This window comes from Balneola sp., from assembly GCA_002694685.1.
GTDB lineage: Bacteria > Bacteroidota > Rhodothermia > Balneolales > Balneolaceae > Gracilimonas.
The window spans coordinates 25011-38012 of the sequence record NZMW01000016.1 but is presented as its reverse complement, the minus strand read 5'-3'; the positions used below and the strand labels follow the sequence as shown (position 1 = coordinate 38012).

Genomic DNA, 13002 nt, shown 5'->3' with positions numbered 1-13002 from the left:
ATAAATGTAGATCAGTTGAGAGGCTCTACATTAACGTGCTTGCGTCCGCCAGAACGAACTGCAAAATTTACTGTTCCGTCTGATGTTGCGAATAAAGTATCATCGCCACCACGTTGTACGTTATCACCGGGGTGAAATTTTGTACCGCGTTGACGTACAATGATTCCTCCGGCGCGAACAAATTCACCACCGAATTTTTTAACACCAAGCATTTTTGGATTGGAATCGCGACCGTTTCTTGTCGAACCTTGACCTTTCTTATGTGCCATAATAGTAAGGGTTTATTATTGAAAAATTTATTTTAGAGCGTCGATCAGTTCAGCTTTTCTCATACTCGAGTACCCGGTAAGGCCTCTTTCTTTCGCTAAATCAGTAAGTTCAGCAACTGTCATTGAACTTAGATCTTTGCCTTCTTCTTTTTTGGAAGCTGCTTCTTTTTCGGAGGATTTAGCTTCAGCCTTTTTAGCAGGAGCGTCATCTTTCTTTGCTGCCTTCTTTTTCTTAGGAGCAGAACCGGAAGTAGAGATACTCTCAATTTGAATCTGAGACATCACTTGTCGGTGTCCATTCAGCTTCTGATATCCTTTACGGCGTTTTTTCTTAAATACTAATACTTTGTCAGCTTTCACCGTATCTAAGATCGTAGCGGAAATCTCAGCTCCTTCAACATTAGGAGTTCCAATATTCACATTTCCGTTGTCATCTTTAATTAGCAACACTTTATCAAAGGTAAGCTTGTCATCGTCAGCGTTTTGCTTGTCCACAAAAAGCACGTCGTTTTCAGCTACTTTGTATTGGTGTCCGCCTATTTCAACAATAGCGTACATAATCTGTTAATTTCTTTCTTTGCGTTTAGTTCAGAGCTTGAAAAGATAAGGTTTAGTCTTCAGAAAACAAAGCAAATCTGTACTGATAAATTCATAAACTTCACTTAAATTCAGAGAAAAGTAATTCAGGAAAGCATTATGAAGAAATTACCTTCTTTACACGAACAAGCATTTAAATACAAAAATACTAAAAGACTTCAGCGTGATGGGGGAAGAGCTTGGATAAAAGACTCTCAGCTGCATGAAGCACGAAAGGATTCGAACGGGAGATTCGTAACAGTGCCCGCTAAGTTAAAAGTACCTTTTAAAGCCACGACTATTGAAGACAACAAAGATCTGTCCACTCATTTGCCGGATAATTCCCCTTTGCCTTAATAAATTAAGCGACAAGAGGTACAGCTCGCTGGAATCCTTGACGGTTTACATGACCGATATACTTACCAATAATCCGGACTTCTTCGAACACGTCGGGCTCGATGAAGATGTCGTCATAATCTTCATTCGCAGGTTCTAAGCGTAAACCATTGTCATCCCAGTAGATTTTTTTAAGACTGGTTTCGCCGTCATAGAGCACCGCACCGATATCTCCATTCTTGACATCGGTATCCATAAGGAGCACAAAGTCGCCGTCGTAGATACCCACATCTTTCATACTGAATCCAGAAACGCGAAGCGCAAACAGGTCATCTAAATTTGGGAATAGGGTATCCATGGTGATACTTCCCAAGTTAGCTTCAACAGCTTCCTGCAGGTATCCGGCAGCGATTAAGCCGCGAACAGGTATTCCTTCTTGTTCATCCGTTTCTCCAAGTAAGCTCTTCTTCTCGGCAGGCAAATCATATTCTTCATCATTTCGCTTAACCAGATAGCCTTTCTTGAGTAGCGCCTGTATATTTTGGGTAACGCTGTTGGGTGAGGCATATCCAAAATGATCAGCAATCTCACGGTAAGTGGGCCAGACTTCATTGTCTTTTTTATAATCTACAATGAAGGTGAAGAATTCATGCTGTTTACGAGTCAAATGTGCATTGTCCATAGCGAATGATATTTAATGTAAGAAACATGTGTAATAAACGGAGTTTGTCTATGAAGGTCAATAAGAAATGTGTAAAAAGTATGTGTGCTTTTTTGGGAGCTGTGATTTTATTGGTTTCAGCAACTTCATGTAAGCAGGAAAGCGCGTATTCAAAGTTGGTTACTGATGATTATCCGGAACTATACACATTTATCTTCGATCGTAATGCAGACTCTATCCTCACTTTTGTAGATCACCCTAAAGAACACATCCGAGAGCAAGCATGGAGAGCGTTGATCAGTACACCAGTTCAGGATATGGATGCCTTTATTACCAAGGTACAATATTCGAATACAATAGAAGCCTGGACGTCGGTGAGCGCTCATGAAATTAGTGAGTCTCAGTTATTAAGACTTCATGACCTTTGGAGAAACAGAAGCACGTTGAGGAAAGGCATCAGTTTAGTGTTAGGGAAGCAGGGTAATCAGGCTTCTTTGGATTTACTGGTGCAATATTTTAATGAAATTATTGGGGAGGACTCTGACTACGAGTATGAAGCAGCCTTAGCTATTGGGCGACTGATGATTGATTACGAGATGGGTGAAACAACACAACGGAGCATTCTCAGGTATGCAGCTGTGTTGGAGGATGAAGATCTATACCGGGCCTACATGTATGGGTTGTACCGAAGCGGAGAAGCACTCCAAAACCCAGATATGATTAAAGCAGTTTGGGAGGCCTATGAATGGGTAGAAAGTCCTGAGATTCGCCAATATGCTCTCAGTATCTCTTTTAACAGCGATGCGGAATGGGCATTTAACAGATTGCCGGTCGTTGATATTTCTACAATGGATGTACAATTGGCAATTGAATTGGCTCAACAAACGAGTAAAGTAAGCTGGAGTGAAAAGCTTGAAGATGTTTACTCAAAGCTACTGGAACATAAAAATCCGGTCGTTAATGAGGTGGCGCTGAATCAAATTCAAAGTCATGCAGATAAACCGGCTTCCTTCGATGAAGCATTGGTTTCACTGATCATAGAAAATCAGCAAAAAGAATCTTCTATTCGCCTCTCAGGAATACAGGCGCTTTCTGATAAGTCTCCATATTTGGCGCTTAGCAATTTTCATTCTAAATCAAATGAATATTTACTCATCAAAAAGCTCAATATTTATAAGTCTGTATCGTCACCTGATGAATATATGGATATGTTGGAAGGACACATCGGAAGCCAAAACAGGATGGAAGTGTTATTTGCAGCTCAAGCGCTTTCCGGTTGGTGGGGAGAATTAGAAGCTTCTGATAAAACCTCATCACGAAAAGAAAAAGTCCGCTCTATGGTGTTTGATCTACTTGAGAAAGGCGATCGCTCTATCACCTATGTGACCGTCTCGTTTCTACAATCTGCAGATTTATTGGAGCAGGGAGATTTTAACAGAATAGAAAATGTGTTAAGTCAGTATAGCCTGCCAGCAGATATCGAAGTATACCAAGTTTTTGGAGGGTTGTTATTTAATAATTTTGAAGAGCAAGCCCGGCCTTTGATCGATTCTTTAACACAAGAAAGTAACACCGCGCTCAATAATACTTTGCGCAGTCAGGGTTGGGACGTAGATGAGATTGAAGCCGAGCCTCAAAAATTCAGAACACCAAACTGGGATCGTCTTGCAGAGCTTGAGTATGAACCAATTTGGGTATTAGAAACGAACAAAGGAACTATAAAAATAGCGATGGATGTACTATCGGCTCCCGCTTCTATTTCCGGAATTGATAGCTTAACCAGAGCCGGAGCTTATGATTCGGTAGCTTTTCACCGGGTAGTGCCAAACTTCGTAATTCAGGGTGGAGATGTTGAGACTGGTGATGGATTCGGCGGACCTGACTATGTAGTTCCAACTGAAGCCTCAGCAAAAGAATACCGGAGGGGAATGGTAGGTATTGCCAGTGCCGGCACTGATACAGAAGGCAGTCAATATTTTGTAATGCATCAGTGGAAGCCACATCTGAACGCCGGCTATACCATTATAGGAGAGGTGGTAGAAGGAGTGGATGTTGTGGATCGAATAATGGTTGGGGATTTAGTCACCAAAGCTTACTGGCAAGTCAACTAACAGAACTAAGTTCGGTGTGTAGGATCCATTTGCGAGCGGTTTTCAGACTATGATATAGATTAAGGAATCATAAAAGCGAAGCAATCTAGTTGATCATGGTAATGTATTCGAGATTGCTTCGTCAGCGTACTTTTCAACCTTCTTTTGGTATCGGAAATCCTCGCAAATAGAGATTCAAGTATCGAAATTGTGTTAAAGGTTACTGAAGATAAAATCTTGAAAGACCTCTTTAAATCTAAAAGAAAAGTTACGCTGAATACTTTGGCTTTCTGTTAAGTAATCGTAGCAGGGTGGGGTTACATGGAAGAAATGATTTGCTCCTGCAATGCTATGAACGGAGAAGTTGTCAGGGAGAGAATTTGAGAATATTTCATTAAGTGCTTCTGTTCCCCATTCGGAGTAAACCTGTCCATCGTTTTTCGCAAACAGAAATAAAGCAGGAACCTGTATTTGTCTGATATACTCTTCAGGCTCAAAACCAACCTTCATATTCATATGTCTCCAGGTTTTGGTGAGCGGCAAGGCAGCAACCCAGTTTTGATGGGACTGAGCCTTTTGAACAGCTTTTTCATAAGCGGCGGCACTGTCTTGACCAGCACACACATATTCGCTGTGATATTCATTAACTAACTGGCGGGTTGGATCGAAAGTAGGGCCGGCTAATGAAGCCATGAGTTTTACTTTTTGGGGAGCCGTTGCGGCTACAATTTGTGCTACCCATCCATCTTCTCCCTGGCCAACAATCCCGATTCTACTTGGATCAATTTCTTTTCGCTGTTCTAAATAAGTGATGGCTGCTTTAGCATCATCGGCGAAGGTTGTGAGAGAAGCACGTCCCCAGCGACCTTCAGATTCACCGGTCCCACGCGGATCATAATAGAAAACAGCAACGCCGGCATCCGGAAAAACCGCTTCCAGGTTTTCCCGAATAAATATATCTCTTTGCGGGTGAAAATCTCCCCACTCATACATCCCCCCCATAAAAATAATTACAGGAACGTTAACCGCTGAGTCGGGCAGCACAAGCCGTCCATTGAGAACCGCATTTTTACTTTTAAAAACCACTTCTTCACCGGCTGGTTCAATTTGATCCTGAGCTTCAACAGAAATAGAAGAAAGAGTACATAAAAGGAATACACAAAGTGTGATCAAAAAACTCCTCATAGTGATGAATGGTCCCTAATGTGAAAATTTATTTAAGTACGGTTGTTAAAGTTGAGTCTGAATGCGATCCAATTGACGCATATGTCGCTGGGTGTGAATGATACTAAAATGTACCCACTCCATGCGGGTAAGATTTCCAAAAATAGGATGTGCAAATTTCAAGCAGAGTTCTTCTTCCGGTAACTCATCAATGAGGTCAGCGATTTTAGCGCGGTTTTCCGTAAAAGTTTGAATGAGCTCCGCTTTGGATTTTGCGTCACCGGTCGGGAGAATTACACCAGAAGCATTCATGGGCTTATCTGATTCTAAAAACCTTTTCTTCATAGGTTCAACCAAAGAGTCTGGAGCTCTGTCGGTGAGTGCTTCAGTCTCAGAGGTAAATAACCGAGGTAAGCCAAATTCTGACCGGTATAAATGCTCAATAACATTGGCAGCTGACCATGAGTCTGGTGCCGGTTTTTTATTGAATTGAGCATCTGTAAACTTTTCAATTCTCTGTATAAGAGCGTCGGTGTTTCCTAAAAGCTGTTCTTTAAGCTGCATACCTTCCTTTTAATTTTGAGCTTAAAGTAAATCAATGAATTGAAAAAAACCTTTAATCTTCTTCGGTTTGGTCTTCTGGTTCAGAAGGGAGTTGTTCTCTTACAGAAGTAAACCATTTATTTAATTCCTCGCGTTGCTGATCAGTAAGATTAGCTTCCCAGTGAACCCGGGTATAAGATGGTAAAGGCATTTCTTCTTCTTCAACGAGTTCAATGGCTTCTTCCAGTTTATGATCGGCTCTGCGCGTTGTATAGTCTGTCCACTCAGAGAAATTCAATTCATCACGGCCATGCTCAATATGGTCCTGCAGCCACCACGATAAAGGCTCAATCCCTGCATACCAAGGATATTTGGTTTGATAAGAATGGCAATCGTAACAAGCAGTTTTAATGATGGTTGTTACCTCTTGAGGCGGGTTTGTATTTGCAAGAAAATCCTTTGCGGGATCAGCATCCGGTAAAGTTTGATCTGGTCCGAAGAATTGTACTACAACAAAGATTAATGCAATGCCTGCCAGTATTTTAGATAGAATTGAATTCATAAAACCTCCTTTTTCTGAAGGTATCATAAATATCACAGAGGCATCTGTAAATAATTATAAACAGGGGGATTTAGAACTAGACTAAATTACTCATCCACAATATCCCGCCCAAAAGGAAGCAGTGCCACGGAAGCCAATTTAAAATGCTGCTTTGCAAAAGGAATACCAATAATGGTGATAAAGAGAATAGCTCCAAATATAATATGAGTAATGCTAATCCAGATTCCTCCCACCAAAATCCATAAAATATTCATCGCTAAAGAAAGGCAGCCATCTGATTTTTCATTAACCACCGTTTTCTTCCCAAAGGGAAACAGAGAAAGTCGGGCAGCTTAAACGTCTGCACACCAAAAGGAATCCCAATGATTGTGATGCAAAGTATCAGACTGGATATTGCATATTCAATGGCTACGAAAATTCCGCCGAAAATAAACCAGAGGATGTTGCCGAGTGCATTCATAGTATTAGTTTTCTGATTTCAGCGTATCCGCAGCATAAGAAATACATGCCTGAATCTTTTCTTCGGTGAGATGAGGATATGATTCTAGTAATTCATCCTTAGAAATGCCGTTACCAAGCTTCTCTAAAATAAGTTCCACAGATATTCTGGTGCCTTTAATGGCGGGCTTTCCAAATAAAACTTTGGGTTCAGAAATTATGTGTTCTTTCCAGTCCATGATTAAAAGTAATGAATTTTAACTAATCATTCCCTTTTGGAGTGAAGGCTTGAATTCCGGTAATCTCACGGCCGAGTATTAAACCGTGAATATCATAAGTGCCTTCGTAAGTGTTTACGGATTCCAAATTCATTACATGATGGATAACCCGATAATCACCAACAATACCATTTCCGCCATGCATATCCCTGGAGATGCGGGAAATTTCGAGGGCTTTGCCACAATTGTTACGTTTGGCAAGGGAAGTCATGGAAGGATGATCACGGCCTTCGTCTTTGAGTTTTCCTAAACGATATGCAAGCATCTGCATAGAAGTGATGTCGGTCATCATATTGGCCAGCTTGGTTTGGATAAGCTGATTGGCTGCCAACGGCTTACCAAACTGCTTTCTGTCTAGCACATAATCACGTGCGCGTTGATAGCAAAATTCAGCTGCTCCCACGGTGCCCCAGGCAATACCGTAGCGAGCTGAGTTCAGGCACATAAACGGCCCTTTCAATCCTTTGATATCCGGAAACATATTTTCGTCTGGAATGAAGACATCATCAAAAACCAATTCACCAGTTTCTGATGCACGTAAACTCATTTTGTATTTGGTATGAGGAGCTGTGAATCCGTCCATTCCTTTTTCAACTAAAAACCCGCGGATTACGCCTTCGTCCTCTTTACTCTCTTTGGCCTTAGCCCAAACAACAGCTACATCAGCAATAGGGGAGTTGGTGATCCACATTTTTGCGCCATTCATCTTCCAGCCGCCGTCTACTTTTAAAGCAGTGGTAACCATAGAACCCGGGTCAGAACCATGGTCAGGTTCGGTGAGCCCAAAGCACCCAATCATTTCACCGGATGCCAGTTTGGGAAGGAATTTCTGCTTTTGCTCTTCAGTCCCAAAAGTAGAAATAGGGTACATGACCAGCGAGGACTGCACACTCATAAAAGAGCGGTAGCCAGAGTCCACCCGCTCAACCTCACGCGCAATCAATCCATAGGCGGTGTAGCTGGCTTCAGAGCCTCCATATTCTTCAGGAATAGTAACGCCAAGCAGACCCATTTCACCCATTTCTTTGGCGATATCCTGATCAAAGTACTCTTCCGTATTTCCCTTTAAAGCCCGGGGCTCAAGCTTACTTTGCGCATAGTCCCGAGCGGTCTCCATAATAAGGCGGTCTTCCTCATTGAGTTCCGATTCAAATAGAAAAGCGTCGTCGATGTTGAATAGGTTCTTTGACATTATATCTGGGCTGTAGTCTTAAAATTTCGTTAGTGAATAGTACGGAAAATGCACAACGGGTTAAACTGTTTTTACCTCTCTTTTATAGTGACCCTATATTTCTTTAGCGAAAGGGTTGGGCTGGTTGTCATGAAGTAGACTAAACCGTTTTGATCTGTATGAACCGGATATCCTAGTTTAAAACTACTGCCATCTCCTTCTATGGAATAAAGTAATTTTCCATCTTGAGTAAACAGATCTAAGGTGTTTTTATTTGTTGGATATACATAATTCTCGTTAGCTCTCTTTTTGACTTCCTGATCAGCATCTGTAACCCCGGCAGCCCAGCGTGCAAACACAAAAAAGTGACCACTTTTTAGCTCAAACTCATATTGGATACTGCTGTAGGACAGGGTCATTCCATTGGCGGAGCCAATTCCAGATAACTTATCAAAATCACGATTGATGGTTTTTGCGATTTTTCCATCGAGGTTATAAAAGTCCAGTTCATAGTCTTTGCCGGCACTTCCGGATATAATTTGGCCATCCTGATATTCGATACCGACCGACATTCCAACATTTTTGGGGATTTCTTTTCCACCGGATTGATCTACATCAAATGAGTTGGTTGGAGTAAAAGAGGAACCGTCAAATTCAACGACGTGGATTTTTGTGCCTACAATTCCCACTGCGCTTTGGGATAGAATGAGCTTACCATCATCGGAAAATCCCAAAATTGAGGAACCATCAATTTCTAATGGGTAGTCAGAGCTACCAAGATATTCTCCATTCAAATTGAATCGGTCGAGTCTACTGCCGGACTGGTTAGATATATAAAGTAGATCATTATGAAGAACCATGCCTCTTACCCGCATGAAGTCTCCCGGACCTTTTCCTTCCTGACCGGTTACCCAGCGTACATCTCCGTTTTCATCCAGAGATACAATTCTCGAAAACCTGAAATCGTAGAAATAGATATTACCATCACTATCCGTATTTAAATCTCCAATGCTGCCTACTAATAGATCATCGGTTTCTTTGAATGTGAACTCACTAACCAGCTCAAACTGAACAGGGTTTTCGTTCTCTTGAAGGGCACCATACTCGGGGTTTGAAATGACTTCGGTGCCACTTTCATCAATACTAGAGTTTTTTGTGTCTGATTTATTTTGGGTACACCCGCCAATTAGCAGGAGTGTAAATAAAAATATTAAGTAATTAATTTTACTAAGCATTTGTGGGGTTTTATATGATCAGGTTAATGAATATTTAATGGAACAGTTACCGAACAAAGTCAAAAAATTATTCATTCTCTACATTCATTTTATACCTATTAATTGTTAATCTTTTCACAGTGTAAAGGATGTTATTCTCATTGATGAATTGAAGGTTTCCTATCTCGGGATAAAACCCGTCATGCTCAATAGAATAAAGAAGCTCACCATCTTTACTGAAGTAGTCTAGTGAGTTTGCTCTGATGACATCAGGGGCTGTATTGTTCTGAACTTTATTCATGTAGTCATCCGGATCTTCAATATTCTTCGGCCAAAGAGCTACAGTAATAAAGCTGCCATTATTTAGGAAGTAGGGGTTTGACAGTTCTCCAAATGTTCTGATTCCACTATAATTTTCCATTTTCATAATACCGGGGCGGACCATTTTATTGAAATCACGAGTAATCTTTTGAAGAAGTTCTCCGGTCATAGAATAGACCCCAATTTCATAGGTGGAAGTATTTCCGGAATAAATTTTTCCGTCTCTTATTGATAAGCCTGCATCAAGACCAACTCCTACCTTTATATCCAGTTCGGGGCCCTGAGAAATGGGAAACGAAGTATTTGTAGCAGTAGATTCAGGGTCGATGTTTACCATGTGGACAGTCACTCCAAGTTTCCCTCTAAGCATAGAGCTTATGACCAATTCACCGTCAGGTGTTTTACCAATAATTTTTGCAAAGATGATGTCATCTTGTAATTGGATAGAACGGTCGAAATTTCCATCCAGATCAAATAAGTCAATGCGCGTGCCCTGTACGTTAGAAACAAGGATTTTGTCATCGATTACTTTCATGCCGGAGACATTCTCAAAATCCCCGGGTCCTCTCCCAGTCTGACCAACTGACCATCTCAGCTCACCTTTTTGGTTAATAGAGCTAAGCTCATTCTGTTGTCTATCAAAAAAGTAGATGTGCTCATCCGGACCCTGAGATAAAAAGGTAATACCGGAAATGATTTTTTCTTCAGAATCTTGAAATGAGAACTGATCAATTAGCTCGAACTGTATCTTTCTGGTATCAGAGCTCTGCCACGTTCCACTTTCTGGATTTGAAGTAATCTCGACACCATTCTCATCAATGGTGGTGATTTTATTACTGTCTAAATCTGCCTTTGAACAAGCAGTACTTAGGATTATTAAGCACAATATTTGTGATAAAATGAATTTTAAATTCATTTAAAAAGTGTTTTAAGTAAAATTTTACTTTATGGTTCAATCAAGAATCAGCTGATATTTTTGGATAGCAGGAGCGGGATCGTTTGTAAGGAAATAGACAAAGCCGTTATTATCGGTATGAAGCAATTCTCCAAACTCGGATTGTTTTCCATCACTCTCGAAAGAATAGAGTAGTTCATCATCTGAGTTGAAAAGGTCGAGGCTATTTCTGTAGGTGACTTCTTTTTGATTTCCTCTTAATCCATCTTCTACCACCTGATCAGGATTTTCAACATTGGCCGGCCATTCAGCTCGTGCCAGATAATATCCATCATTTAGAAAGCTGGGAGGATCAACAAGACTAAAAGTTGAAACTTGTTCCCGTCCGTTGACTGAGGCAATTCCGGGTCGGACTATACTATCAAAATTTCGGCTTACCGTCTTAATGGTATCCTGATCTAAATCATAAAAGGTAGAGGCATATTCAAACAAATTACCTTCTATTATGGAATTATTGTGAACGGTCATGTTGGCTCCTTCATTAGCTCGCTCGAACATTTCCAATCCATTGGTCTGATCGTATTCCTGAACGGTTACCGTTATTAAGGAGTCTGCAGCAAGTTCAACCAGGTTGATGCTGCTGCCAATTTTTCCATCCAAACGAGTTCTGATTACCACTTGGTTATTATTAGTGATGCCTATTGGGATTCCCATATATAGCTCCGGCCCAAATTCATAGCTTTGGATGAAGTTTCCCTGTATAGCGTATTTGTCTAATCGCGTGGCCATGATATTGCTTAGGTACAGAAACTCCCCGTCGGTAACCAGTCCCAGTGGAAATTGGAAATCTCCCGGCCCACGTCCCGGTTGCCCGGTTTCCCAGCGGAGGTTGCCATCTGAATCAATAGAAATAAGTTTGCTTTGTGATGAATCCAGAAAGTAGAGGTTGTTTTCAGTATCACTGATGAGGAATGAAATATCACCTATAACGAGCTCGTCAAAGGATTCGAAATCAAAAGTATCAATCAATTTAAATTCGAAAGGCGGGTTATCAAAATCTTGCCACGAACCATATTCGGGGTTTGAAATAACGACATCGGATTGGGTGTTTTGATCGGGAGTGCATCCCCAGAAAATAAATACTAAGCAGGCTAGAAAAGTAAACTGACAATTCATAGGTAGCTATACAATTAATTAGTTACAGGAATATGACTAATTATCAATAGAATAAAAAAGCCCCGCACATAGATTTATACACAGGGCTTGGGGATTCCAACAACAATAGGCTATAGTTTATACGATATCCTTCTTGAGTTCCCGGGCGATAATTAGTCGCTGCACTTCTGAGGTGCCTTCACCGATCGTCATAAGTTTAGCATCGCGAAGGAATCGCTCCACATGATACTCTTTGGTGTAACCGTAGCCACCGTGAATTTGGATAGCTTCCAGGGCTGCCCGAACCGAGAGTTCAGAAGCAAAAAGCTTGGCCATGGACGCCTCTTTGGTATAAGGCTTGTCGTTATCCTTAAGCCATGCAGCTCTGTGAACAAGTAGGCGAGCTGCATCAATTTCAGTAGCCATATCCACCATTTTCCCTTCCATATACTGGAAGTTGCCAATGGCTGTACCAAACTGTTTTCTTTCCATCGAATAGTTAAGTGACTCTTCGAGCGCCCCACGGGCAATACCAACAGAAAGAGCTGCAATACCAACACGGCCTCCATCCAAAACCTTCATGGTATCTACGAATCCTTGACCTTCATCGCCCAATAAATTTTCAGCGGGAACTTCCACATTTTCGAAAACAACTTCGGTAGTATCCGAAGAATTCATTCCTAATTTATGCATTCCGGTTCCAGGTTTTACGCCGTCCCATTCACGCTCAACAATAAATGCCGAAATTCCTTTTACACCTTTGTCTGGATCTGTTTTGGCCAAAACCACATAAACATCTCCGACAGAACCCTGAGTAATGAAAATCTTGGAGCCATTTAAAATGTACTTGTCGCCTTTCTTAATAGCGGTCGACTTCATTCCGGAAGCATCACTTCCTGAGCCCGGCTCAGTCAAACACCACGCGGCCAACTTTTCACCGGACGTGAGAGTGGGCATGTATTTCAATTTCTGCTCATGATTTCCGGCAACGGCGATATGTCCGGTTCCCAGGGAAGTGTGTGAAGCTACCGTCAAAGCAAGAGAAGCGTCCCATCGGGCAATTTCTTCCAAGGCAAGGCAAAAGCTGACGACATCAAACCCGCCACCGCCATATTGTTCTTCATGGTAAATGCCAAGCATTCCCAACTCTCCCAGCTGCTTAACAATTTCATGAGGAAATTCTTTAGTATTGTCACGGTCCATAACGGTTGGCGCAACGCTACGCTCTACAAATTCTTTAACGCTGTCACGGATCATTTTCTGATCCTCGGTAAGCTCAAACGATAATTCTCTATCTAAAACGGCATCCATAAATTCTATACTGCTATC

14 protein-coding genes and 1 pseudogene are annotated in these 13002 nt (G+C 41.4%); 2 read left to right on the top strand and 13 right to left on the bottom strand.

What is annotated here, in order from left to right:
* Positions 1 to 11 precede the first annotated feature (11 nt).
* The gene (locus CL667_15530; protein MAL19108.1) at positions 12 to 269 is read right to left on the bottom strand and encodes a 50S ribosomal protein L27; all 258 of its coding nucleotides are present in this window, start codon (positions 267 to 269) and stop codon (positions 12 to 14) included.
* A 27-nt stretch (positions 270 to 296) separates the two neighbouring features.
* Complete coding sequence (gene rplU, locus CL667_15525; protein MAL19107.1) at positions 297 to 827, bottom strand: 50S ribosomal protein L21; 531 nt, start codon at positions 825 to 827, stop codon at positions 297 to 299.
* Positions 828 to 965: 138 nt separating this feature from the next.
* Here rplU and CL667_15520 point away from each other — a divergent pair, with 138 nt between their 5' ends.
* The gene (locus CL667_15520; protein MAL19106.1) at positions 966 to 1202 is read left to right on the top strand and encodes a hypothetical protein; all 237 of its coding nucleotides are present in this window, start codon (positions 966 to 968) and stop codon (positions 1200 to 1202) included.
* Positions 1203 to 1206: 4 nt separating this feature from the next.
* Here the strand turns inward: CL667_15520 and lexA are convergent, their stop codons facing one another.
* Positions 1207 to 1863, bottom strand: a complete 657-nt coding sequence (gene lexA, locus CL667_15515; GenBank protein MAL19105.1) for a repressor LexA — start codon at positions 1861 to 1863, stop codon at positions 1207 to 1209.
* Between the two features lie 5 nt (positions 1864 to 1868).
* On the opposite strand from lexA, the gene CL667_15510 reads away from it, so the two are divergent.
* A complete protein-coding gene (locus CL667_15510) occupies positions 1869 to 3953 on the top strand; it encodes a hypothetical protein (GenBank protein MAL19104.1) in 2085 nt (694 codons plus the stop codon).
* 192 nt (positions 3954 to 4145) lie between these two features.
* Here the strand turns inward: CL667_15510 and CL667_15505 are convergent, their stop codons facing one another.
* From CL667_15505 to CL667_15460, 10 genes and pseudogenes are all read right to left on the bottom strand, one after another.
* The gene (locus tag CL667_15505; GenBank protein MAL19103.1) at positions 4146 to 5117 is read right to left on the bottom strand and encodes a hypothetical protein; all 972 of its coding nucleotides are present in this window, start codon (positions 5115 to 5117) and stop codon (positions 4146 to 4148) included.
* Positions 5118 to 5162: 45 nt separating this feature from the next.
* Positions 5163 to 5660, bottom strand: coding sequence for a hypothetical protein (locus CL667_15500; GenBank protein ID MAL19102.1), 498 nt, complete (start codon positions 5658 to 5660; stop codon positions 5163 to 5165).
* Positions 5661 to 5712: 52 nt separating this feature from the next.
* Entirely contained in the window at positions 5713 to 6201 is a 489-nt protein-coding gene (locus CL667_15495) for a cytochrome C (protein MAL19101.1), read from the bottom strand.
* An 86-nt stretch (positions 6202 to 6287) separates the two neighbouring features.
* Positions 6288 to 6661: pseudogene (locus CL667_15490) on the bottom strand (hypothetical protein).
* A 4-nt stretch (positions 6662 to 6665) separates the two neighbouring features.
* Entirely contained in the window at positions 6666 to 6878 is a 213-nt protein-coding gene (locus CL667_15485) for an antitoxin (GenBank protein ID MAL19100.1), read from the bottom strand.
* Between the two features lie 22 nt (positions 6879 to 6900).
* The gene (locus CL667_15480) at positions 6901 to 8109 is read right to left on the bottom strand and encodes an acyl-CoA dehydrogenase (GenBank protein MAL19099.1); all 1209 of its coding nucleotides are present in this window, start codon (positions 8107 to 8109) and stop codon (positions 6901 to 6903) included.
* Positions 8110 to 8180: 71 nt separating this feature from the next.
* Entirely contained in the window at positions 8181 to 9323 is a 1143-nt protein-coding gene (locus CL667_15475; GenBank protein ID MAL19098.1) for a hypothetical protein, read from the bottom strand.
* Between the two features lie 67 nt (positions 9324 to 9390).
* Positions 9391 to 10539, bottom strand: coding sequence for a hypothetical protein (locus CL667_15470; GenBank protein MAL19097.1), 1149 nt, complete (start codon positions 10537 to 10539; stop codon positions 9391 to 9393).
* Positions 10540 to 10575: 36 nt separating this feature from the next.
* Complete coding sequence (locus CL667_15465; protein ID MAL19096.1) at positions 10576 to 11694, bottom strand: hypothetical protein; 1119 nt, start codon at positions 11692 to 11694, stop codon at positions 10576 to 10578.
* 117 nt (positions 11695 to 11811) lie between these two features.
* Positions 11812 to 12984: an acyl-CoA dehydrogenase gene (locus CL667_15460; GenBank protein ID MAL19095.1), complete on the bottom strand. Its 1173-nt coding sequence runs from the start codon at positions 12982 to 12984 to the stop codon at positions 11812 to 11814.
* Between the last annotated feature and the right edge of the window lie 18 nt (positions 12985 to 13002).